This is a genomic window from Amycolatopsis cynarae (assembly GCF_026802195.1).
Taxonomy (GTDB): domain Bacteria; phylum Actinomycetota; class Actinomycetes; order Mycobacteriales; family Pseudonocardiaceae; genus Amycolatopsis_E; species Amycolatopsis_E rhizosphaerae.
This window is the reverse complement of the sequence record NZ_CP113836.1, coordinates 1,277,316-1,300,288: the sequence shown is the minus strand read 5'-3', so window position 1 is coordinate 1,300,288 and position 22,973 is coordinate 1,277,316. Positions and strand designations below refer to the sequence as shown.

At 70.4% G+C, this 22,973-nt stretch carries 22 protein-coding genes; 8 read left to right on the top strand and 14 right to left on the bottom strand.

Annotated elements, in window-relative coordinates:
- Window positions 1-1,230, top strand: coding sequence for a formyl-CoA transferase (gene frc, locus ORV05_RS06380; RefSeq protein ID WP_268757512.1), 1,230 nt, complete (start codon window positions 1-3; stop codon window positions 1,228-1,230).
- A 16-nt stretch (window positions 1,231-1,246) separates the two neighbouring features.
- Window positions 1,247-3,370 (top strand): acetate--CoA ligase family protein, encoded by a 2,124-nt coding sequence (locus tag ORV05_RS06375; protein WP_268757511.1) that lies wholly within the window; start codon window positions 1,247-1,249, stop codon window positions 3,368-3,370.
- A 91-nt stretch (window positions 3,371-3,461) separates the two neighbouring features.
- Here the strand turns inward: ORV05_RS06375 and ORV05_RS06370 are convergent, their stop codons facing one another.
- The 3 genes from ORV05_RS06370 to ORV05_RS06360 all read right to left on the bottom strand — a co-directional run bounded on the left by ORV05_RS06370 (window position 3,462) and on the right by ORV05_RS06360 (window position 7,040).
- Entirely contained in the window at window positions 3,462-4,196 is a 735-nt protein-coding gene (locus ORV05_RS06370) for a GntR family transcriptional regulator (RefSeq protein WP_268757510.1), read from the bottom strand.
- A gap of 107 nt (window positions 4,197-4,303) precedes the next feature.
- Entirely contained in the window at window positions 4,304-5,848 is a 1,545-nt protein-coding gene (locus tag ORV05_RS06365) for a Na+/H+ antiporter (protein WP_268757509.1), read from the bottom strand.
- A 13-nt stretch (window positions 5,849-5,861) separates the two neighbouring features.
- On the bottom strand, window positions 5,862-7,040 hold the full coding sequence (locus tag ORV05_RS06360; RefSeq protein WP_268757508.1) for an MFS transporter: 1,179 nt from the start codon (window positions 7,038-7,040) through the stop codon (window positions 5,862-5,864).
- Between the two features lie 98 nt (window positions 7,041-7,138).
- Here ORV05_RS06360 and ORV05_RS06355 point away from each other — a divergent pair, with 98 nt between their 5' ends.
- On the top strand, window positions 7,139-8,101 hold the full coding sequence (locus tag ORV05_RS06355) for a LysR family transcriptional regulator (RefSeq protein ID WP_268757507.1): 963 nt from the start codon (window positions 7,139-7,141) through the stop codon (window positions 8,099-8,101).
- Here the strand turns inward: ORV05_RS06355 and ORV05_RS06350 are convergent.
- Genes ORV05_RS06350 through ORV05_RS06335 form a run of 4 tightly spaced genes read right to left on the bottom strand, consistent with a single transcriptional unit; the run spans window position 8,034 to window position 10,600 of the window.
- Window positions 8,034-8,498: an Rv2732c family membrane protein gene (locus tag ORV05_RS06350; RefSeq protein WP_407652774.1), complete on the bottom strand. Its 465-nt coding sequence runs from the start codon at window positions 8,496-8,498 to the stop codon at window positions 8,034-8,036. The genes ORV05_RS06355 and ORV05_RS06350 overlap by 68 nt on opposite strands.
- Window positions 8,499-8,503: 5 nt before the next feature.
- Complete coding sequence (gene miaB, locus ORV05_RS06345) at window positions 8,504-9,997, bottom strand: tRNA (N6-isopentenyl adenosine(37)-C2)-methylthiotransferase MiaB (RefSeq protein ID WP_268757505.1); 1,494 nt, start codon at window positions 9,995-9,997, stop codon at window positions 8,504-8,506.
- Between the two features lie 34 nt (window positions 9,998-10,031).
- Window positions 10,032-10,379, bottom strand: coding sequence for a type II toxin-antitoxin system PemK/MazF family toxin (locus ORV05_RS06340; protein WP_326938123.1), 348 nt, complete (start codon window positions 10,377-10,379; stop codon window positions 10,032-10,034).
- Complete coding sequence (locus tag ORV05_RS06335) at window positions 10,379-10,600, bottom strand: ribbon-helix-helix protein, CopG family (RefSeq protein WP_144590765.1); 222 nt, start codon at window positions 10,598-10,600, stop codon at window positions 10,379-10,381. The genes ORV05_RS06340 and ORV05_RS06335 overlap by 1 nt, the downstream gene beginning before the upstream one ends.
- A gap of 232 nt (window positions 10,601-10,832) precedes the next feature.
- Between ORV05_RS06335 and ORV05_RS06330 the strand changes: the two genes are divergently transcribed.
- The 4 genes from ORV05_RS06330 to ORV05_RS06315 all read left to right on the top strand — a co-directional run bounded on the left by ORV05_RS06330 (window position 10,833) and on the right by ORV05_RS06315 (window position 14,122).
- Window positions 10,833-11,561, top strand: a complete 729-nt coding sequence (locus tag ORV05_RS06330) for an amino acid ABC transporter ATP-binding protein (RefSeq protein WP_268759719.1) — start codon at window positions 10,833-10,835, stop codon at window positions 11,559-11,561.
- Between the two features lie 54 nt (window positions 11,562-11,615).
- The gene (locus tag ORV05_RS06325; RefSeq protein WP_268757504.1) at window positions 11,616-12,521 is read left to right on the top strand and encodes a glutamate ABC transporter substrate-binding protein; all 906 of its coding nucleotides are present in this window, start codon (window positions 11,616-11,618) and stop codon (window positions 12,519-12,521) included.
- Between the two features lie 90 nt (window positions 12,522-12,611).
- Window positions 12,612-13,259 (top strand): amino acid ABC transporter permease, encoded by a 648-nt coding sequence (locus ORV05_RS06320; RefSeq protein WP_144588299.1) that lies wholly within the window; start codon window positions 12,612-12,614, stop codon window positions 13,257-13,259.
- Window positions 13,256-14,122: an amino acid ABC transporter permease gene (locus ORV05_RS06315; protein WP_268757503.1), complete on the top strand. Its 867-nt coding sequence runs from the start codon at window positions 13,256-13,258 to the stop codon at window positions 14,120-14,122. Before ORV05_RS06320 ends, ORV05_RS06315 begins: the two co-directional genes overlap by 4 nt.
- A 107-nt stretch (window positions 14,123-14,229) precedes the next feature.
- On the opposite strand, the gene ggh is transcribed toward ORV05_RS06315, so the two are convergent.
- The 5 genes from ggh to ORV05_RS06290 all read right to left on the bottom strand — a co-directional run bounded on the left by ggh (window position 14,230) and on the right by ORV05_RS06290 (window position 19,938).
- Window positions 14,230-15,615, bottom strand: a complete 1,386-nt coding sequence (gene ggh / locus ORV05_RS06310; RefSeq protein ID WP_268757502.1) for a glucosylglycerate hydrolase — start codon at window positions 15,613-15,615, stop codon at window positions 14,230-14,232.
- A complete protein-coding gene (locus ORV05_RS06305) occupies window positions 15,612-16,727 on the bottom strand; it encodes an ABC transporter ATP-binding protein (RefSeq protein WP_268757501.1) in 1,116 nt (371 codons plus the stop codon). Before ORV05_RS06305 ends, ggh begins: the two co-directional genes overlap by 4 nt.
- Window positions 16,706-17,554, bottom strand: coding sequence for a carbohydrate ABC transporter permease (locus tag ORV05_RS06300; protein ID WP_268757500.1), 849 nt, complete (start codon window positions 17,552-17,554; stop codon window positions 16,706-16,708). The genes ORV05_RS06305 and ORV05_RS06300 overlap by 22 nt, the downstream gene beginning before the upstream one ends.
- A gap of 138 nt (window positions 17,555-17,692) precedes the next feature.
- Window positions 17,693-18,613, bottom strand: a complete 921-nt coding sequence (locus ORV05_RS06295) for a carbohydrate ABC transporter permease (protein WP_268757499.1) — start codon at window positions 18,611-18,613, stop codon at window positions 17,693-17,695.
- Window positions 18,613-19,938: an extracellular solute-binding protein gene (locus tag ORV05_RS06290; protein WP_268757498.1), complete on the bottom strand. Its 1,326-nt coding sequence runs from the start codon at window positions 19,936-19,938 to the stop codon at window positions 18,613-18,615. Before ORV05_RS06290 ends, ORV05_RS06295 begins: the two co-directional genes overlap by 1 nt.
- Before the next feature lie 77 nt (window positions 19,939-20,015).
- On the opposite strand from ORV05_RS06290, the gene ORV05_RS06285 reads away from it, so the two are divergent.
- On the top strand, window positions 20,016-21,179 hold the full coding sequence (locus ORV05_RS06285; RefSeq protein WP_268757497.1) for an ROK family protein: 1,164 nt from the start codon (window positions 20,016-20,018) through the stop codon (window positions 21,177-21,179).
- Window positions 21,180-21,202: 23 nt separating this feature from the next.
- Here ORV05_RS06285 and ORV05_RS06280 read toward each other — a convergent pair whose 3' ends face one another.
- Together ORV05_RS06280 and ORV05_RS06275 are read right to left on the bottom strand one after the other, a co-directional pair.
- Window positions 21,203-22,435 (bottom strand): MFS transporter, encoded by a 1,233-nt coding sequence (locus ORV05_RS06280; protein ID WP_268757496.1) that lies wholly within the window; start codon window positions 22,433-22,435, stop codon window positions 21,203-21,205.
- Window positions 22,426-22,926 (bottom strand): MarR family winged helix-turn-helix transcriptional regulator, encoded by a 501-nt coding sequence (locus tag ORV05_RS06275; RefSeq protein ID WP_268757495.1) that lies wholly within the window; start codon window positions 22,924-22,926, stop codon window positions 22,426-22,428. Before ORV05_RS06275 ends, ORV05_RS06280 begins: the two co-directional genes overlap by 10 nt.
- Window positions 22,927-22,973 lie beyond the last annotated feature (47 nt).

Sequence of the window (22,973 nt, the reverse complement as noted above, 5' to 3'; positions counted from 1 at the left end):
ATGGGAAAGGCACTCGAAGGCGTCCGCGTCCTGGACATGACCCACGTCCAGTCCGGACCGTCCTGCACGCAGATCCTGGCCTGGCTCGGCGCCGACGTGGTGAAGCTGGAGGCGCCCGGCGGGGACATCACCCGCGGGCAGCTCAGGGATCTGCCCGATGTGGACAGTCTCTACTTCACGATGCTGAACTGCAATAAGCGCAGCATCACCCTGAACCTGAAGACCGGCGAGGGCAGGCGGATCTTCACCGCACTGCTGCCGCGGTTCGACGTCCTCGCCGAGAACTTCGGCCCCGGCGCGCTGGACCGCATGGGCTTTCCGTGGGAGCGGCTGCGGGAGCTCAACCCCCGGCTGGTCTTCGCCTCCATCAAGGGTTTCGGCGAAGGCCCGTACACCCACTTCAAGGCCTACGAAGTGGTCGCGCAGGCGATGGGCGGTTCGATGAGCACCACGGGTTTCGAGGACGGCCCGCCGCTGGCCACCGGGGCCCAGATCGGCGACTCGGGCACCGGCATCCACACCGTGGCCGGCATCCTCGCCGCGCTCTACCAGCGGGAGCACACCGGCCGCGGCCAGCGGGTCAGCGTGGCGATGCAGCACGCGGTGCTGAACCTGTGCCGGGTGAAACTGCGTGATCAGCAGCGCCTGGCACACGGCCCGCTGAAGGAATACCCGAACGAGGAGTTCGGCGACACCGTCCCCCGCTCGGGCAACGCCTCCGGCGGCGGACAGCCGGGCTGGGCGGTGAAATGCGCGCCGGGCGGGCCGAACGACTACATCTACGTCATCGTGCAACCCGTCGGCTGGACACCGATCGCCGAGCTGATCGGCAGGCCGGAACTGGCGGGCGATCCCGAATGGAGCACCCCGGAGGCCCGCCTCGGCAAGCTGGACAAGATGTTCCAGCTGATCGAGGAGTGGAGCATCGCCCACGACAAGTGGGAGGTGCTGGAAAAACTCACCGCGCACAACATTCCCTGCGGCCCCATCCTGTCCACCAGGGAGATCATCGAGGACGACTCGCTGGCCGCCAACGAGATGGTGGTCCGGGTGGCGCATCCGCAGCGCGGCGAGTTCACCACCGTCGGCTGCCCGATCAAACTGTCGGACTCCCCCGTCGACATCGAACGCTCCCCACTGCTCGGCGAGCACAACGAGGACATCTACGGAAACGAACTCGGCCTGGCGAGCGAGAAGGTCGCCGCCCTCAAGCAGAACGGGGTGATCTAGCGCGATGGACACCGGCATGGACACCGGCACTGTCCGTGAGATCCTGGACGCGGCGCGGGTGCAGGGCCGTGCCGCCCTCACCGCCCCGGAAGGCAAACGGATCTGCGACGCCTACGGCATCCCCACGCCGCGGGAAGGACTCGCCACCACGGCCGGGGAGGCGGTGCGGCTGGCCGGGGAGATCGGCGGGCCGGTCGCCTGCAAGATCGTGTCCCCGGACATCCCGCACAAGACCGAGGCCGGTGGCGTGGTGGTGGGCGTCCAGGGCGAAACCGCCGTGCGGGAGGCGTTCGAGGCGATCATCGCCGCCGCGCGGGCCTACGATCCCTCCGCCACCATCACCGGGGTCCAGGTGCAGCAGATGCTCGGCGGCGGGCGGGAGGTGATCGTCGGCGCGACCACGGACCCGACCTTCGGCAAGGTGGTCGCCTTCGGCCTCGGCGGTGTGCTCGTCGAGGTGCTCAAGGACGTGACGTTCCGGCTGGCCCCGGTCGGTACGGACGAGGCGAGGTCCATGGTGGACGGTATCCGGGCCGCCGAGGTCCTGCGCGGGGTGCGGGGCGGCGAGGCCGTGGACACCGGCGCGCTCGCCGAGGTGATCCGGGCGGTGTCGCGCCTGGTCACCGACTTCCCGGAGATCCGAGAGTTCGACCTCAACCCGGTGTTCGCCACCGCGGGCGGGGCCTGCGCGGCCGACGTGCGGATCCTGCTGGAAACCGGGGAGGTGCGCGAACCGGTGCGGCCGCCGCGGGAGGAGATCCTGCGGGTGATGAACCGGCTGATGAACCCGCGCTCGATCGCGGTGATCGGCGCCTCCGACACCGAGGGCAAGATCGGCAACTCGGTGCTGAAGAACCTGGTCAACGGCGGTTACGCGGGCGAAATCCACCCGGTCAACCCAAAGGCGGAGGAGGTACTCGGCCGCAAGGCGTACCCGTCGGTCGGTGACATCCCGGGCGAAGTGGACGTGGCGGTGTTCGCCGTCCCCGCGAAGCTCGTGCCCGCCGCGCTGACCGAATGCGGGGAGAAGGGGGTGCCCGCGGCGGTGCTCATCCCGTCCGGATTCGCCGAAACCGGCAACCAGGCCCTGCAGGACGAGATCGTCGGGATCGGGCGCCGGTACGGCATCCGCCTGCTGGGGCCGAACATCTACGGCTACTACTACACCCCGCAGAACCTGTGCGCGACCTTCTGCACCCCCTACGGCGTGCGGGGCGGGGTGGCGCTGACCTCGCAGAGCGGCGGGATCGGCATGGCCGTCCTCGGCTTCAGCCGGACCACCAAGATGGGGGTGTCCGCGATCGTCGGGCTGGGGAACAAGTCCGATGTGGACGAGGACGATCTGCTCACGTTCTTCGAGCAGGACGACAACACCCGGTGCGTCGCGATGCACCTGGAGGACCTCAAGGACGGCCGGGCCTTCGTCGAGGCGGCGCAGCGCATGACGAAGAAGAAGCCGGTGGTGGTGCTCAAGGCAGGGCGGACCGCGCTCGGCGCCCGTGCCGCGGGCTCCCACACCGGGGCGCTGGCCGGCGACGACAAGGTGTACGACGACATCCTGCGGCAGGCCGGGGTCGTCCGCGCGCCGGGCCTGAACGAGATGCTCGAGTACGCCCGTTCACTTCCGCTGCTCCCGGCACCGCGCGGCGAGAACGTGGTGATCATCACCGGGGCCGGCGGCTCGGGCGTGCTGCTGTCCGACGCCTGCGTCGACAACGGACTGTCCTTGATGGACATTCCACCCGACCTGGACGAGACGTTCCGGCGGTTCATCCCGCCCTTCGGCGCGGCGGGCAACCCGATCGACATCACCGGCGGCGAGCCGCCGTCGACCTATGAGGCGACGATCCGGCTGGGACTGGAGGATCCACGCATCCACGCGCTGATCCTCGGGTACTGGCACACGATCGTGACGCCGCCGATGGTCTTCGCCGAGCTCACCGCCCGGGTGGTGGAGGAGGCCAGGGCGAAGGGCATCGACAAGCCGGTGGTCGCGTCGCTGGCCGGGGACACCGAGGTCGAGAAGGCCTGCGAGTACCTGTTCGAACACCGGGTCATCGCCTATCCGTACACCACGGAACGACCGGTGGCGGTCCTCGGCGCGAAGTACCGCTGGGCGCGTGCTGCCGGCCTGCTCTGAAGCGACTGGTGCCGGTGCCCGGTGCCGTGAAGGGTCCCTTCACAGTCGATACGACCGTGAAGGGACCCTGCACGGGAAGTACTGGAGCGGGTCAGCGGGCGGTGCGGCGGCGGGAGCGCATCGGCACGGGCGGTTCCTCGGCCGGTTTGCCCTCGCGTTCGGCCAGATAGGACTGCCGGGTGCGCTCGGTGTGTTCGCGCATGATCGAAGCGGCCTTCCCGCCGTCCCCGCGCTCGATGGCGTCGATCAGTTTCGCGTGCTCCTGCCAGGACTTCTGGCCGCGCTGGCGGGCGATCGGCGTGTAGTACCAGCGGACCCGGCGATCGACCTGGAGCACGAAGTCGAGCAGTACCTGGTTCGCGGACAGCTCGGTGACCGCACGGTGCAGTTCCGCGTTCGCCGCGACCATTCCGTCGATGTCGTCCGCGGCGAGCGCGGCCTCCCCTTCGGCACAGATCCGGCGCAGCCGCGCCACCCCGTCCTCGCCCGCGTGCTGGGCGGCGAGGCGTGCCGATTCGCTTTCCAGGATGGACCGCACCGCGAGCAACTGGTCGACCTCGGTGCCGGTGGGCGCGTGGACGAAGGCGCCGTACCCGGGGCGCAGATCGACCCAGCCCTCGGAATTGAGCAGCTGCAACGCTTCGCGCACCGGTTGACGCGACACGCCGAGCATTTCGGCGAGCTCGCTTTCCACCAGATGCTGCCCGGGGGCCAGCTGCCGGGAGATGATCAGCTCCTGCATGGCCTGGTAGACGCGTTCGCGCAGGGGCACCGGCCGGTCGATCCGGTGTGCGGTCACGGCCCGCGGCAGCTCACTGGGCGGCATGCTCCAACTCCAAGGAGGGTTCGGGGAACGCCGGTGGTTCCGGTGACGCGTTCCGCACGACGTCGACTGCCTACAGAATACAGTGACGTCCGGGGGCGTGAACCCGATCAGTCGTCGCCGAGCCCGGCGTGTTCGAGGTCCAGGATGCGCTGGATGCGCCGGCGGGTGTGGTCGCTGATCTCTCCCGCCCGGTACAGCCGGTTCAGCTCCGCCCCTTCAGCCGCCAGCAGTTCGCGGCGCAACCTGCGGTAGGACTCGGCGGTCGACGCCGTGGTCATTTCGTCGGGCTCGTTCTCCCTGATCCGCTGGATGCGCGCCTGCCAGCTGTCGCGCAACTGGTCGAGCAGGAACTCGGGGGCCGCTTCGCTCTCGCTGAGCCGGTCGAGATGCGCCAGCCCCGCCTTCGCCAGCCGCAGCCGGGCACCGAGATGCTCGCGGTGGACGTGTTCGGCGGCCAGCCCCACCCCGGTCCGGCGCACCAGTGGTTCCAAGGTGAACCCCTGCACCACGAGGGTGAGCACGATGACCGCGGTGGTGAGCAGCAGCACCAGTTCCCGGTCCTGCGCGGGCGCGGCCAGCGGGATGGACAGGGCCGCCGCGAGCGGCACCACGCCCCGCGCGCCCGCCCACGACACCACCGCGGGCACCTGCCAGGTCGGCCGCACGCCGCGGCGCCGCTGCTGCGCGGCCGAAAGCGGGAACACCCACGCCAGCCGGACCACCACCAGGGTCAGCGCGATCAGCACGGCCTGCACCGGCCAGTTCGTCGAGGTGGACAGGCTGCGCACCAGTCCGGGCAGTTCCAGCCCGATCAGCCCGAACACCACACTTTCCAGCAGGAACACCACGGTGCCGTACACCGCGCCCAGTTGCAGCCGGATCCGGGCCGTGGTCAGCCTGCTCGCCTGGGTGCCCAGGAGGACGCCCGCGACGACGACGGCCGTCACGCCCGAGCCGTGCAGCGCTTCCGCCCCCACATAGGCGGCGTACGGGGTGACCAGCGAGATCACGGTCTCCAGCACCGGATCCTCGGTGTGCCTGCGCACCAGGTACGCCCCACCCGCGATGAGCGCTCCGGCGAGCAGCCCGCCCCCGACCAGGATTCCGAACTCGGTCGCGGTGCGCCCCCACGACACCGCGCCAGCCGCCACCCCCACCGACACCGCGACCCGGAACAGCAGCAGGCTGGTGGCGTCATTGAACAGGCTTTCGGCCTGTACGAGGGCCTGCACCCGCGGCGGGAGCGACAGCCTCCGGCCGAGTGCGGTGACCGCGACCGGGTCGGTGCTGGCGAGCACCGCGCCGAGGACGAACGCCATGCCCAGTGGCAGCGGGGTGAGCGCCACCGCGACCGCGGCGACCGCGGCCGCGGAGGCCAGCACGAGCCCGAGCGCGAGCACGGTCACCGGCCGCCACACCGCCTTCAGGTCGCGCCAGGGCAGCTCCTCCCCCGCCGCGAACAGCAGGGGCGGGAGCACGACAAGGCTGACGACATCCGGGCTCACCCGGATTTCGGGCACCATGGGCAGCACTCCGGCGATCACGCCGGCGACCACCAGCAGCGACGGGGCTGGAACGCGCAGACGCTGGGCGAAGGCCGCCACCACGGTGGCCAGCACGACGAGGGCGAGAACCGTTTCGACGCTGCGCATTCCGCCCAGCAGGCTACCGGTGCCGGAGCGGCACGGCGATCGCGGTGGCCGCGGCCAGCCCCGCCGCCCCGGTCAGGACCACCGGCGGCGACGCCACCGAGCCGAGCAGGGCGAACACGTACGGTGCGCAGAACCCGATGTAGGTCAGGGCCCAGAAGATCGCGGTGAGCCGGGCGAGACCGCCGGGCGGCGCGATCTTGCCGACCTCGGTGAGCCCGAAGGTGACGCACAACCCGTAACCGGCGCCGAGGACGATGTCCGCGGCGAGCGCGACCAGGGGCTGCCCGGACACCGCCGCGGCCGCCCCCAGCAGCAGACCGGTGGCGATGGCGCCGAGCCCGCTGACCGCCACGGTCAGCACTCCCCGTCCGGCGAGACGCCGCCCGAACGGCTGGATGAGCAGTCCGCTCCCCAGCACCATGGCGATGGCCACCCCCGCGTAGGCGGTTTCGAAGCCCTTGAGATGCCCGGCGACCAGGCCGGGCAGGACGGCGAACCCGATGCTGGGTGCAGCGAACACCCAGGGCGCGACCGGCGCCACGAGCCGCCGGAAGCGGGGGTCGCGGATTCCCGAGGCCCCGTTTCCGGCGCGGGCGGGCGCGGTCTCGGGCAGGGGCACGGCGAACACGAGGGCCACCACGGCCAGTCCGAGATGCGGCAGGTAGGCGGTGAACAACGGCGCCGGGGCCCACTGGGCGAGGAACGCGGCGACCAGGCCGCTGACCCCGAACCCGGCCGTGAGCAGGAGGCTCGCCCGCCGGGCCCCGGCGGTGGGTGCGGCGGCCGGGTCGAACGGCGGGTGCGACAGTTCCTTGACCCACGCGCTGCCCGCCGCGAGCACCGCCCCCATCGCGGCGCCGGAGCCCAGCCGTCCCAGTGCGAGCAGGACCGGGGCATCGCCCATCAGCGCGAGAGTGGACACGGCCGACAACGCGACGGCGCCGAGCACGATCCGGCGCCGCCCGAGCCGGTCCGCGCCCGGGCCGCCCAGCAGCAGCCCCGGCACCAGGCCGCACACGTAGATCGCGAACAGGCCGGTGACCGAGGCCGCGGACAGCCCGAGCTGCCGCCGGTACGCGGCGAGCAGCGGCGAGAACTGGTTGGCTCCCCATCCCGCGGCGGCGACCAGCAGGCCGGCCCGCAACCAGCCCAGCCGCACTCCGTCCACCCGATGACCGTCAATGATGCTCATACTCCGAGGTAACCGCCCACTCCGTCCACCGCCCTCCCGTGTTCGGTTTTCCCGAACGGGCTTGACGCGGAAGGACCGGCCACCGATCGTCGGTACCGATGGATCTGCGCCGTCTGACCTCGTTTCTCGCGGTGGCCGAAGAACAGCACTTCGGCCGGGCCGCGACCCGGCTGTTCCTGTCCCCCTCCGCGCTGACCGGGCACATCCAGCAACTCGAGCGGGAGGTCGGCGCCACCCTGTTCCACCGCGCGCCGGTCCGGCTGACCGCCGCCGGGGAACGGTTCGCCCAGCACGCCCGCGGCCTGCTGGACGCGGTGAACGCGGCGATGGACGACGTGGCGGGTACGGCCGGGACGGCCGGGGACACGTTGCGGATCGGCGTGATGGCGCACGGTTCGGCGGAGCTCACCCCGGCGATCATCGGCGCCTTCGCCCGCGCCCGCCCGCACGTCCGGCTCGTGTTCGAACAGCTCACCTTCACCGAGCACCTCACCGCGCTGCTGACCCACCGCGTCGACGTGGCCTTCGTCCGGCCCGCGGTGGACGACGAGCGGGTCGCCGTCGACCCGCTCACCCGCGAACAACGGATCGTCGTGGTCCCCGCGCGGTCGGACTACGCTTCGGCCGGGGAACTGCGCCTGGCCGATGTGCTGGACCTGCCGTTCGTGACGGTGCCGCCGCACACGCCCCGGCCGTTCACCGACTACCTCTACTTCATGGAGGCCCGCGGCGGCGAAGCCCCGCACCGCAGCCCGGACCACGCGCTCACCGCGCACGACGTGCTCACGAGTGTGGCGGCCGGACGGGGAGCGGGCTCGGCGCTGAGCTCCTTCGCGCGCTACTACCCGTGGCCGGGAACGGTCTGTGTGCCGGTGGTCGACGCGCCGTGGGACCACAGCGTGCTGGCCACGCGGGCACACGACCCGAATCCCTCGGTCCGGCTGTTCCGCGCCCTGGCCCGGACGCTCGCCGCGGACTTCCCCGAACAGGAGTTCAGGTCCGGGACCAAGCCGTCTTCATCCAGTTCCCGGCCAGGAACACCATCGCCACCAGCGCGATGATCATCCCGATGCCGGGGCCGCTGCCCGCGGTGTTGTTCGCGTGGGAGGACTGCTGCGACCAGATCGCGAGCAGGCCGTCCACCGAGGCGAACCAGCCGCCCATGGCGCACACCCAGGCCAGCCACCAGCGGCGGGTCAGCAGGGCCAGCACCGAGGCGAACACCCCGAACGCGGTCGAGGTGGCGGCGAACAGTTGCGGGACGGGACCGCCCTGGCCCAGCAGCACCTGCCAGCCCGCGTGCTGACCCACCCACGGCAGCAGCTGGCCGATCAGCAGCGCGAACACCAGCAGCGAGAGCACGAAGCCCCGCCTGCCCAGCTCCACGGTCCGCGCCGCCTTGCGGACCACCTGGTCGACGTCCTCGCCCAGCTTGCCCAGTTCCGTCCCGTTCGGCACGTCGTTCACGCTCCACACCCGCTTGTTGTCGGTAGGGCCGCAACCGGGGCCCCGAACGAGGGCAGCCCGAGGCTGACCCCGTCCGTCTTCGGCCGCAGCCCGGCTTCCACGTTGTCGCCGGCCCGGGTCCGCCGGTGCGACAGGAGATCTCCGTCGGCGACGAGGTGGTGCGGGGCCGCGTAGGTGACCACGGTCCGCACGATGTCGCCCGGCCGCACCTCGCGGTCGACCGCGGGCCCGCTGGGCGTGAAGTGCACCAGCCTGCCGTCGCGGGCACGCCCGCTCATCCGGTGGGTCTCGGCGTCCTTGCGGCCTTCGCCGGTGGCCACCAGCAGTTCGACCGTGCGGCCGAGAAGCTTCTTGTTCTCCTGCCAGGAGATCTCGTTCTGCAGTTCCACCAGGCGGTCGTAGCGTTCCTGCACGACCTGTTTGGGCAGCTGCCCCGGCATCTCGGCGGCCGGCGTGCCGGGCCGCTTCGAGTACTGGAAGGTGAACGCGCTGGCGAACCGGGCCTGACGGACCACTTCGAGGGTGGCCTCGAAATCCTCCTCGGTCTCACCCGGGAAGCCGACGATGATGTCGGTGGTGATGGCCGCGTCCGGCATCGCCGCCCGCACCTTGTCCAAAATCGACAGATAGCGGGCGGAGCGGTAGGACCGCCGCATCTCGCTGAGGATCCGGTCCGAACCGGACTGCAGCGGCATGTGCAGCTGGTGGCAGACGTTGGGGGTCTCGGCCATCGCGTCGATCACGTCGTCGGTGAAGGCGGCCGGATGCGGCGAGGTGAACCGGACCCGCTCCAGCCCGTCGATCGGGCCGCAGGCCCGCAGCAGCTTGGAGAAGGCGGCCCGGTCCCGGAACTCCTGGCCGTAGGAGTTCACGTTCTGCCCCAGCAGGGTCACTTCGAGCACGCCCTCGGCGACCAGCGCCTGGACCTCGGCGAGAATCTCGCCGGGCCGGCGGTCCCGCTCCTTGCCCCGCAGGGAGGGGACGATGCAGAAGGTGCAGGTGTTGTTGCAGCCGACCGAGATGGACACCCAGCCGGAGTAGGCCGAGTCGCGGCGGGCGGGCAGGGTGGAGGGGAAAGTCTCGAGCGATTCGAGGATCTCGACCTCGGCCTCGGCGTTGTGCCGGGCGCGCTCCAGCAGCACCGGCAGCGAGCCGAGGTTGTGCGTGCCGAACACCACGTCCACCCACGGCGCCCGCTGGACGATCCGGCCGCGGTCCTTCTGCGCCAGGCAGCCCCCGACCGCGATCTGCATCGCGGGGTTGGCCTCCTTCATCGGCCGCAGGTGCCCGAGGGTGCCGTACAGCTTGTTGTCCGCGTTCTCCCGCACCGCGCAGGTGTTGAACACGACCAGATCGGGCGTGGCGCTCTCCCCGGCCGGCACGTAGCCCGCTTCTTCCAGTTGTCCCGCGAGGCGCTCGGAGTCGTGCACGTTCATCTGACAGCCGAACGTGCGGATCTGATACGTCTTGACAGACTCTGCCGTGTTCATCGGCTACCAGGGTAAACCCGGTGCCGCCGGGACCTCACAAGCCCAGATGAAGACGCAGCGCCTGGTCGATCTTCGCCAGCACCGCGGGGGGCACGCGGCCGGTCCGGCGGCCGATGCGCTCCACCGACACCGAGCGCACCTGCTCGGCCTGCGCCTTGGAGTCGGTCTTGAGGCCGCAGTCCGCCGCGGGCAGCAGGACCTGGAACGGGTACACGCGGTTGACGTTCGAGGTGACCGGAACCACCGTGACCACCCCGCGGCCCAGGCGGGCGGCCACCGCGTTGGCCCCGTCGTTGCTGACGATCACCGCCGGGCGGGTCTTGTTCGCCTCGGTGCCGCGCACCGGCTCGAGGTCGACCAGCCGGATCTCGCCACGGCGCATCAGCGTGCCGCCACGCCGTCACCGACGGTAGTCTCCCAGTCCTCGGCCTCCGCCGCGGCCCACTCCTCCCAGGCCGCCTGGTAGGCATCCTCCAACTGTGAGGCACGGAGCAGTTCGATGGCCCGGTGCAGCACCGCCGAGCGCGATCCGGCCTTCGTGCGTGCGGCGTATTCGTCGAGGAAGGCGACGTCCTCCTCACCGAGACTGACACTCAGTTTCATACTTCGAATGCTACTGCCGTTGCCACCAGGTTGCCACCCTGCCCGGGGCCCTTCCCGGAAGCGCAACCGAGAGTGACTAAGGTACTTGGCGCACCGTGCCCGAGATGACACCTGGGTTGCGGTTGATCAGGTTTTCATCAATTTTGTGAGCGTCGGCCGACGCTTCGGTGTTAGATCGCCGGATAAGCGCGGTAATGGAGGTTCGATGAGCGCAACGACGTCGGCGCCGCCCATGATCAGGGCTGCGGGCGTGAACAAGTTCTTCGGCGATCTGCACGTGCTGAAGGACATCAACCTGGAGGTCCCGCGCGGCCAGGTCGTCGTGGTGCTGGGCCCGTCGGGTTCCGGCAAGTCCACCCTGTGCCGGTCGATCAACCGGCTGGAGCCGATCAACTCGGGCGAGATCTCCGTCGACGGCGCCCCGCTGCCCGCCGAGGGCAAGGCACTGGCGGCACTGCGCGCGGACGTCGGGATGGTCTTTCAGTCGTTCAACCTCTTCGCCCACAAGACCATCCTGGAAAACGTGATGCTGGCCCCGGTCAAGGTGCGCAAGATCGCCGCCGCCGAGGCCCGCAAGACCGCGATGGACCTGCTGGAGCGGGTGGGCATCGCGAGCCAGTCCGGCAAGTACCCGGCGCAGCTGTCCGGCGGGCAGCAGCAGCGCGCGGCGATCGCCCGCGCACTGGCGATGAAGCCGAAGGTGATGCTGTTCGACGAGCCCACCTCCGCGCTGGACCCGGAAATGGTGCAGGAGGTACTGGACACCATGACGGGGCTGGCCGCCGAGGGCATGACGATGCTCGTGGTCACGCATGAAATGGGCTTCGCCCGACGCGCCGCGCACCGCGTGGTGTTCATGGCGGACGGCGAGATCGTCGAGGACGCCACGCCGGACGAGTTCTTCACCAAGCCGAAGTCCGACCGTGCCAAGGACTTCCTCGGCAAGATCTTGACCCACTAGGGAGATTCCGCGGCGCGCCGGGCGCCGCCTCTATAGGAAGCAGGGAACATTCGCATGAGAATCCGCACCCTGGCGGCAGGGCTGCTGGTCGGCGCGCTCACGCTCACCGCCTGCGGCAAGGAAGGTTCGCCTTCGGGCGGGACGGGGGACAACGCCGCCGCGGCGCTGCCCGCCTACACGGTGCAGCAGAACGTGGACGTCGCCGGATCCCCGACCTTCGCGAAGATCAAGAGCAAGGGCGGCCTGACCATCGGGGTCAAGGACGACCAGCCTGGTCTGGGCCAGAAGGACGCGACCACGGGCAAGTACGCCGGTTTCGACATCGAGATCGCGAAGATGATCGCGGCCGGGCTCGGCATCGACGAAAGCAAGATCACCTACAAGACCGTGGACTCCAGCGCTCGCGAGGCCGCGATCTCCAACGGTGACGTCGACTACTACGTCGGCACCTACACCATCAACGACAAGCGCAAGGCGCTGGTCTCCTTCGCCGGCCCGTACTTCCAGGCCGGCCAGGACCTGCTGGTGCGCAGGAGCGACGACTCCATCACCGGCAAGGACACGCTCAAGGGCAAGAAGGTCTGCTCGGCGACCGGTTCCACCCCGATCCAGCGCGTGCGGGAACAGGGCCTGACCGAGCCGGGCAACATCGTCGAGTTCCAGAAGTACTCGCAGTGCGTGGACAAGCTGCTCACCAAGGAGGTCGACGCGGTCACCACCGACGACGCGATCCTCAAGGGCTTCGCCTCGCAGGACCGCGACAACCTGAAGGTCGTCGGCAAGCCGTTCTCGACCGAGCCCTACGGTGTCGGCCTGGCCAAGGACGACGCGGCGCTGCGCGGCAAGATCGACGACCTGCTGCAGAAGGCGATCGACGACGGGACGTGGCAGAAGATCTACGCCGCCACCCTGGGCCAGTCGGGCTCGCCCGCGACCCCGCCCGCCCTCCAGCGCTACTGATTCACGTGTGAGGCCGGTGGGCGCCCGATCCGGCGCCCACCGGCCGCTCCTTAATCCCTCCTCCTCCACAACCGCCGCGGGGAAGGCACGATGGACGTCCTGCTCGATAACCTGGACCTCTACGGTCCGTTCTTCCTCACCACGATCAAACTGTTCCTCATTTCGGCCGTGGCGAGCCTGATCTTCGGCACCTTCCTGGCCATGCTGCGGGTGAGCCCGGTCCCGGTGTTCCGCGTGATCGGGACGACGTACGTGACGATCGTGCGCAACACGCCACTGACCCTGGTGTTCGTGTTCTTCGTGTTCGCCTACCCGCTGCTTCAGATCCTCGACCTGAGCTACTTCGTCGCGGCGGTGGTCTCGCTGACGGCCTACACCTCGGCGTTCATCTGCGAGGTCGTCCGCTCCGGGATCAACACGGTCCCGGTCGGTCAGGCCGAAGCCGCCCGCGCGCTGGGCCTGAGCTTCACCCAGGTGCTCGGCCAGGTCGTGCTGCCGCAGGCCATCCGCTCGGTGGTGCCGCCGCTGGTGAGCATGCTCATCGCGCTGCTGAAGAACACCACGATCGCCGCCGGGTTCTCCGTGGCCGAGGCCGGCGCGATCCGCCAGTACCTGTCCGAACGCGGCGACAACCAGTTGATCGGCCTGCTGTGGGTCGCCCTCGGCTTCATCATCCTGGTCGCGGTCCTGTCGCTGGTCCAGCGGAGCCTCGAGAAGCGGTGGAGCGTGGCCCGATGAGCAACGTCCTGTTCGACATCCCGGGTCCGAAGGCCCGCGTGCGCTACCGCGCGTTCGCCGTGATCGGCGCGGCGGCGGTGGTGGCGCTGATCGCCTACGTCCTGTACCGCTTCTACGACACCGGGCAGTTCAGTGCCCGGAAGTGGGAGTGGCTGCAGTACGTCCAGGTGCAGACGGACCTGATCAACGCGTTGCTGGCGACGCTGCGGGCGTTCGCCGTCGGCGCGGTGCTGGCGCTGCTCTTCGGTGCGCTGTTCGCCGCCGGGCGGTTGTCCGACCACAAGGCGGTCCGCGGTGTTTCGGTGACGATCGTCGAGTTCTTCCGCGCGATCCCGCTGCTGGTCCTGATGTTCCTGTTCTACTACGGCCTGCCCGCGGCCGGCGTCGCGATGACCCCGTTCCTCGCGGTCGTGCTGGGCCTGACCCTGTACAACGGCTCGGTGCTGGCGGAGGTGTTCCGCGCCGGGATCCTCGCCCTGCCGAAGGGCCAGCGCGAGGCGGCGTACGCGCTGGGCATGCGCAAGACCCAGGTGATGACGCTCGTCCTGATCCCCCAGGCGATCCGGTCGATGCTGCCGACCATCATCAGCCAGCTGGTGGTGCTGCTGAAGGACACCGCGCTGGGCTTCCTGGTCACCTATCCCGAACTGCTGTACTACGCCCGCTACATCGGCTCGCAGGGCCAGTTCGGCCGCCCGATCGTGCCGTCCACCATCGTGGTCGCGGCCATCTACATCACGCTGTGCCTGCTGCTGACCGCGGCGGCGACCTGGCTCGAACGGCGCAACCGCCGCAGCAAGAAGCGTCTGGCCGCGGTGGGCCCGCAGGCCGAAGAACTCAGCCTGGAAGCCGAAGTCGGCTAGAACCTGCTTTGCACGCACCGGAAACGGCCGTGAGGGGACTCCTCACGGCCGTTTCGGCTATGAGGGGACCCCTCACGGCAAGGGTCGGCCCCAGTCCCAGTGCAGGTTCAGTCCGAGCAGAGCCAGTCCAGGACCACGGCGGCGGTCCACGACTGGTCGGTGCTGCCGAGCGGTTCCCCGGTGAACGGCTCGTAGTACTCGCCGAACGAACCGTCCTCGGTCAGTTTGACCCCGCCGTCGCGCAGCTTGCGGGCGCGCTCGTGCCAGCCGCGCCGTTCGAACGCCCAGCTGAACAGCCACACCACCACCGGCCACTGCGGTCCGCGCCAGTACTGCCGCGGGTTGAACCCGGGCCGCATCGGCGAAACCGACGGCGGCACCGGCGCCAGGAGCTCCGGATGCCCGCACCAGCGGTCGCTGTCCAGCAGGGACAACAGCTTCAGCTGCACCTCGTCCGGCGCCCCGCCGCACAGCAGGGGCGAAAACCCGGCGACGGTCTGCGTGTCGAGCCAGCGGTTGGCCCGCAGGTCCCGGTCCCGCGCCATGCCGGACACGGAATGGCAGCTGCCCGCCACCGCGGCTCGCGCGTTGTCCGCCCATTCCTGGAGGTCGGCGATCTCCTCGGGCGCCTGCCCGAACTCCTTGCCGAGTTCGACCAGCACGTCGCAGGCCACCGCGAACAGCGCGGTGACGAACACGTCGCCGACGAGGAAGCTCGAATTCCGGACGATCTTGCGCTGGTCGTAGCCCGCCCGGCGCATCTCCTCGATCAGCCACAGGTACCGGTCGTACTCGCGGTCGCTCGGCCGTTCGCTGGGGTCACCGACGATGCGGACGTCCTTGCGCACGTACGGCGGCAGCCCGGCGCCCGGCTGCACCGCCGCATACGGCACGTCCCAGCGCGGGGAATTGTCCATTCCGGACTCCCACCCGTGCACGATCGCGATGAGCCCGCTGGAACCGGGCGTGCGGTACTCGACGAGCCAGCGGTGCCAGGCGTAGAGCGAAGGCCAGATGTCGCGGGCGAACCGTTCGGCGTCGGCCCGGTCGGCGGCCGAGGACCGGCGGCCGATCTCGAGCACCCGCTGCACCGCGATCGCGTGCACGGGCGGCTGGCAGATCCCGGAGGTCCGCACGTGTTGCGGCCCGTCGTGCGCCACCTCGGTACCCCACCGGTCGGGGCCGGGGAAGTAGGCGTCGTTCTCCGTGAACACGATGTGCGGCACCATTCCGTTGCGCCACTGGGCGCGGAACAGCGTCTGCAGCTCCGAGATGGCGCGCTGCACGTCGAGGCGGGCCAGGCCGATGGAGATGAAAGCCGCGTCCCAGCTCCACATGTGCGGATAGAGCCGCGGTGCGGCGGTGATGACGGCTCCGGTGTCGTTGTCCCGCAACACCCGTGCGGCACGCGCGGCCAGCGCGGGCTCGGGGTAGCGGACCGGCCGTCTATCGCCGGGGGCGCCCTCCGTCGTGCTTGTGGCGTCCACCGTCATTCCTTCGCCTCCAAGGCCAGCTGCGTTTCGGGGTCGTACCAGCGGCACTGGTCCGGCGGCAGCCGCAGCCACAACCGCTCGCCGGGGTCCGCGTGGAAACCGGCGGAGGCGCTGACCTTCAGCGTCTGCCCGCACAGTTTCGTGGTGAGCAAGGTCGAGGAGCCCAGTGGTTCGAAGACCTCCACGGCGACCTCCACGGCACCGTCCGGACTCGTCCGGCCGGGTTCCACGGCGATCGCCTCGGGACGGATCCCGAGCTTGAGTTCCTTCCCGCGGTAGCTCGCCAACGCCCGCGGGAGCGGCAGGGACTGCCCGCCGAAGTCGATATGGAGGCTTTCGCCTTCGCCACCCGCCAAACCGGTCAGGAAGTTCATCGGCGGGCTTCCGAGGAAGCCTCCGACGAACTCGTCGGCCGGATGCGAGTAGACCTCGACGGGGGTGCCGCACTGGACGATCCGGCCCTCCCGCATGACGGCGACCCGGTCTCCCAGCGAAAGCGCCTCGACCTGGTCGTGCGTCACGTAGATCGTCGTGGTGCCGAGTTCGGAGACCAGCTTCTTCAGCTCGGCACGGAACGACAACCGCAACAGGGCGTCCAGATTGGACAACGGCTCGTCCATCAGCAGCACGTCGGCGTCGACCACGATCGCGCGGGCGACCGCCACCCGCTGCCGCTGGCCGCCGGACAGCTTCGCCGGAAGCCGGTCCAGGTAGGGGGTCAGCTCCAGCAGTTCCGCTGCCCATTCCACTTTACGACGTACAACGCCGACGGGGACGCCACGCATCCGGAGACCGAAGCCGATGTTGTCGAAAACACGTTTGTGCGGGAAAACCGCGTACGACTGGAACACCATGGACAGGTTCCGGCGGCGGGGTTCGAGGTAAGTGACGTCACGCCCGCCGATCACCACCTGCCCGGCGTCGGGCAGTTCCAGGCCCGCCAGCATCCGCAGCAGCGTGGTCTTGCCGCAGCCCGAAGGCCCGAGCAGCACCATGAACTCACCGTCCGGGATGTGCAGCGACACCCCGTCCGTGGCCCGCTTGCCTCCGCCCGGATAGGTCTTCACGAGCTCGTGCAGCACCACTTCGCTCATCGCAGTGTCGTCCCCCACATGTTCACCAGGTACCGGCGCATCACGAAGATGAACACCAGCGCGGGCAGGATCAGCGCGAAGCCACCGGCGAAGCGGTACGCCTGCGGGGCCTCTCCGAGCGAAGCGAGCACCTGGGCGGGCAGCGTGCGGTGGCCCAGGGTGATCACGGCGGCACCGAGGATTTCGTTCCACGACAGCACGAAGGTGAAGATGGCCGCCGCGGCGAGGCCGGGCAGCGCGAGGGGCACCACCACGCGGCGGGCGGCCTCGAAGCGGCCGCACCCGAACACCCGTGCCGCCTCCTCTACGTCGGTAGGCACCGACACGAACACGCTCGCGCTGATCAGCACGGTGGTCGGCATCGCCAGTGTGGTGTGCAACAACGTGACGGCGAACACCGTGTCGTAGACACCGAAACCGAGGAACAGGGTGGCCAGCGGCACCGACAGCACCACGATCGGCAGCGCACGGGCCAGCAGCATGAATAGCTGGTAGGAATCCTTGCCGCGGAAGGTGTGGCGGGCCAGTGCGTAACCGGCGGGGGCGCCGACGACCAGGGACAGCACCACCGTGTACACCCCGGCGAGCAGGGAGTTGCCCAGCGCCGGAATGGTGCCGGTCGCCTCGACGAAGGCGAGCAGCGTGTCGGTGGAGAAGCCGCTCGGGATCAGCCCGCGCGGGAACTCCAGCAACGCGGCGGGCGAGGAAACCGCGGTCAGCCCGATCAGCACGATCGGCAGCGCCATGAACACGGTGATGACGATGCAGGCCACCTGCACGGCGATGGCCCGGCGGCGACGGCGCCGCAACGGCGCCAGGTCGATCTCGGGAAGGTCCGCGGTCATCGGGCCTCCTGTGTCCTGCGGGACACCCGCACCCGGTCGGCCCCGATGACCAGCAAGCAATCGTCGATCATCGGGCCTCCTGTGTCCTGCGGGACACCCGCACCCGGTCGGCCCCGATGACCAGCAAGCAATCGTCGATCATCGGGCCTCCTGTGTCCTGCGGGACACCCGCACCCGGTCGGGACGGTCGGGATGCCGCATGGTCCGCAGGTACAGCACCGCGGTCAGCAGCGAAAGCGCCAGCACCACCAGCGCGGCCGCACTGGCCACCGGCGGGTTCTGCAGGTTCACGTACCACTGGTAGGTCTCCCCCACCAGCAGCGGGAAGTCGCGGCCGGTCAGCGCCTGTGCGACGGCGAAGGCCTGCAACGCAAGAATCGTGCGCAGGATGAGCGCGACCTGCAGGCTGGGCCTCAGCTGCGGGAGTGTCACGTGCCACAGCCGCTGCCGGAAGGAGGCGCCGAAAACCTGCGCCGCCTCGTCGTAGTCCTGGGGGATCAGCTGCATGCCCGCCACCACGATCACGAACACCAGCGAGGTCGCCCGCCACACCTCGGCGACGGCCACGGCGAGCAGCATGGTTCCGGTGTTGGTGTAGCTCAGCCACTGCACCCCCGTGTCGGACAGGCCCCACGACACGAGCAGCGAGTTCAGATACCCGTGGCTGTCGAACACCGACAGCCACACCAGCCCGGCGGCCAGTTCCGAGACCGCGAGCGGGATGGTCCACAGGTAGAAATGCCCGGACAGCCAGCGCGGCCGGGCCTGCGCCAGCAGGGACATCGCCACCGCGAGCACGAGTTGCACCGGGACCACGACCACGATCAGCAGCAGTGTGTTGCGCAGCGCACGCAGGAAGTACGGGTCGCCGAAGAGCCGTTGCCAGGCGCCGAGGCCGAACCGGCCGCCGTCGTCGAAGGCGGTGATCACGCCCTGGACCAGCGGCCAGCCGAACAGCAGCACCATGAACAGGATCGAGGGCACGAGCAGCAGCCACGGACCGGTCCTGAAGCGGGACACGGCGCCGGCGGTCGCCCTCTCGGTGGAGACGGTCGTCATCAGGCCACCTCGCAACGCGCGGACGGGGGGTCGGGTGCCCAGCAGGGCACCTTCAGCTCGTCGAAGACCTTCTGCAGCACGGACGCCTGTTTGTCCAATGTGGACCGGATGTCGGCGCCGCCGAGGACGATCGCCTGGAAACTGTCCTTGAACGCCTTGGTCACCTCGCCCTCCCGGGTACCGAGACCGACCGGCAGCAGCGACAGGATGCTGCCCGCCGCGTCACGCTGCCTGCGCACCGCGTCCGCCTCCAGTCGCAGCGCGGGCGGCAGGTCCGGCGGGATCGCGGTGGCCACGACCGGGAAGAAACCGTTGGAGCGCAACAGCTCCACCTGGGCGTGCGGCACGGACAACGCCCGGATCACCTGCTCGGCGAGCCGCCGGTCGGTGCTGCCCTTCGGGATCGCCAGCCCGAGCACCACCGCCATGTAGCCCAGCCCGTGCGGCCCGCGCGGTGCGGGCAGCATCCGCCAGGCGGCGGGGTTCCGCCCGGGCACGTCGATCAGCCGGGCCACGTGGTCCCAGCCGATGCTCACCTCACCGCGGGCCAGCGGCTCCTGCATGAAGTCGTAGTTGGTGCTCGCCGGGGCGCAGTTGGCCCACAGCTCGCGGAGGTACTGCCAGGCGGTCACCGCGGCGTCCGAGCGGAACGTGGTGATCTGCCCGCCGGTGAAGGAGGGCAGCAGGTAACCCTGCAGGAACCGGTGGATCAGCCCCTTGGGACCGCACGGCAGGCCCAGTACCGGCCTGCCCAGGGCGCGGCGGGCGGCGATCGCCCAGTCCAACAGCTGGTCGTAGGTGAGCGTCTCGGGATCGGCGCCCGGGGGGAGGTGCTCGAGCGCGTCGGCGTGCGCGGCCAGCACGAAACTCGCCTGTGCCCACGGGATGTACCAGGTCTGCGCGGTACCGGCCTTGGCGAGGGTGAGGTACTCGGCGGGCCAGCCCCGGTCGCCGAGCCCGGCCAGGACGCCCGAGACGTCTTCGAGGTAGCGGCCCGCCAAGGGGGCGAGATCGCTGTGCGATCCGCCCAGCAGGCCGACCTGCGTGCGGTCGGCGGCCACCTGGCTTTGCACCTGGCTGGCGAACGGCCCCTCTTCGACGGTGACATAACTCACCGCGCCCGTGACCGTCCTGGCCAGGAAGGCGCGGAAGCGCTCGGCCTCGGCGACGGGGCGGAACTGGGTGGACAGGAACACCATCCCGCCCGCACCGGTGGTGGAGAACCCGACACAGCCGGTGGCGAGCGAGGCCGCGCCCGCGACGAAGAAACCCTGGAGCACCGCGCGGCGGGTCGGGCCGCTGCCGGGCAGGCGGGCCGCGCGCATCCGGTCACTCCGATTCGGGGGAGGTTAGACTTCTGTCAGGTCACTGAACATAAGTCTACGCCGGAGACACTGTCAACATGCGCGCCCCACGGTCCGGACCAGCCACCTCGCCCGGGCACGTCCTGGCCGTGCTGCGGGCCGAGGGCCCGCTCACCCGGCAGGAGCTGCAGGACCGCGTCGGCCTCTCGCGGGCCACGCTGGTGGAGCGCCTCGACCTGCTGCAACGCCTGAGCCTGCTCCGGCAGACGGGCCACCGCGCCTCCAGCGGCGGCAGACCCGCCGAGATGCTCGCCGCCAACGACGTCGGCCGCACCGCGCTCGTCGCCGACGTCGGGCAGCGGCACGCCACGATCGCCGTGGTGGATCTGCGCGGCACCGTGTTCGCCCAGGTCCACCGGCCGCTCCCGGTCCGGCACCTACCCGGGGAGACACTGCCGTACCTGCTGGACACCGGGCGGCGGCTGCTCGGCGAGACCGGCCGCGCGGACAGTCTGTGCGCGTTCGGGTTGAGCGTGCCGGGCCAGATCGACCACGAGCAGGGCACCACGCTCGCGCCGCCCACCATGCCGGAGTGGCGCGGAATCCGGCTCCGGGAACCGTTCGCCGACACCCTGTCCGTGCCGGTGTTCCTGGAAAACGACGCGAACGCGCTGGCCTTCGGCGCCTACTGCGACCTCGGCCGTCCCGACGCCGCGCTGGTGGGGGTGAAGGTGGGCACGGGCGTCGGCGCCGGGCTGGTCATCTCCGGCCGCACCCACCGCGGGGAGACCTCCTCGGCGGGCGAGATCGGCCATATCCGGATCGAGGGCAACGAGCAGCGGTGCGACTGCGGCAGACGGGGCTGCGTCTCGGCCATCGCGAGCGGGCAGGCGGTGATCCGGCAGCTGCGGCCCACCGGCGTCCGCACCGCGGAGGACGTGGTGCGCCGGGTCCGTGCGGGCCATCCGGAGGCGGTCGGGGTGACCGCCGCGGCGGGACGGCTGGTCGGTGCCGTCCTGGCCACCGTGGTCACCATCGTCAACCCGCGCTACCTCCGGGTGGGCGGCGCGATCGGCGTGCTGCCGCCGTTCCTCGACGGCCTGCGGGAGACCGTACTGGCCAACGCGCACACCAGCGCCCGCGACGGGGTGGACGTCGGCCCGTGCGTCCTCGGTTCGAACACCACACTGACCGGTCTCGCCGGGCTGGTGGCCGACGAGATGCTGTCCCCGGCGACCGTGGACGCCCTCGCCCGCTTCTGACCGCCCAGAGCCGTGACCTCGGCTCAGGCTTCCGCGGTCGCGAAGCGCCGGACGCGCGGTGCGGTGACGGCGATCGCGACGATCGCCGCCACACACAGCAGGCCGCCGCTGACCAGGGCGGCGGGACCGGACGTGGCACTGGCGACGAGACCGGCCCGCATGTTGCCCACGTCCGGTCCGGCCTGCCCGACGATCTGCTCGGCGGCGCCCACGCGGCCCCGCAGCGCGTCGGGCGTGGCCAGCTGCACGATCACGCCGCGCGAAACGACCGAAACGGTGTCGGCCGCCCCGGCCAGCACCAGAAAGGCCAGCCCCAGCCACGGATCCGCGGCCAGCCCGAAGGCGGCCAGCGCCACTCCCCACACCGCCGCGGCGCCCAGCATGACCAGTCCCGGCCGCGAAAACCGGGTGAACGCTCCGGAGAACGCCGACGCGAGCAGGCCGCCGACCGCGATCGCCGACAGGAACAGCCCGAGCGTGCGCGGGTTGTCCCCGAACCGCTGCGCGTTGATCAGCGGGAACAGGCTGATCGGCATCGCCAGCACGGTCGCGGCGAGATCGGTCAGCAACGCCCCGCGCACCACCGGATCGCGCAAGAGGAACGCCAGCCCATCCGCGACGCCGAGCAGGCCCGGCCGCGGTGCCTCACCCTCCGGGCGCATCGGCGGAAGCCCGAACGCCCCGTAGAAGGCCAGCCCGAAGGTGATCGCGTCGACCAGGTAGCAGCCACCGACCCCGGCCCAGGCCAGCAGCAGCCCGGCCAGCGCGGGGCCGAGCAGCATGGCCGCCTGGAAGGAGATCTGGTTCAGCGCGAGCCCGGCCGCCAGCTGCGCCGGGGGAAGCAGGCGCGGCGCGAAGCTGCGGGACGCCGGGCCGCTCACCGCGACGAAGCTCGACTGCACCGCGACCAGGACCAGCACCGCGGCCACCGGCGTATGGCCGAAAAACCCTTGCACCGCGAGCAGAATCGAGCACACGCACTGCCCGGTGACCGCGATCAGGTAGATCCGGCGCCGGTCCCCGTGGTCCACGACGGTTCCCGCGAACAGCCCGAAGACGACGATCGGCAGGGCCTGCGCCAGGCCGACGGCACCGGTCCAGACGGTGCTGCCGGTCATCCGCCAGACCTGGAACATCACCGCGACAAGGGTCATCTGGCCGCCGAAGCCGGACAGCGTGCGGCCGATCCAGAGCCGGCGGAAGGCCGGTGACGCCCGCAGCGGCGTCACGTCGAGCAACGCGGTTTTCATCGCCATGCCGGGTCCTCCGCGAGCTTCTCCGCGATCCGGTCGTGGAAACTCTTGCGCCGCAGGGCTTCTTCGATGTCGGCGACGACCCGCGTGAGCGGGTACGGAAGTTCGGCTTCCAGCTCCTCCACGGCGTCCTCGGTCGCCCGCCACTCCGCCGCGAGCCGGTCCGCGATCCGCGCGGCCTTCGCCGTCAGCACCACCCGTTTGCTGCGGGCGTCGGGCCCGGCCATGGTCCGGACCAGCCCGGCGGAGCGCATCGAGGCCACCTTCTGGCTCATCGCGGAATGGGTGCGCTCCACCGATTCGGCCAGTTCGGTGATGGTCATCGGTCCCCGCGCCCGCAGGCGCAGCAATTCCTGCACGAACGACGCTTTGAGCCCTTCGATCCGCGCTTCTCCGTAGATGCGTTCGATGTCGGCGTCCATCGCGTCCAGCAGCCGTTTGAGCGGCCGCCACTGACTGCGCTCGGTGGGGTCGAGCTCCTCGTCTCCTGCCATCCGGCAACTATAACAGCACTTACATAAGTACAGTTACATCTGTCTTC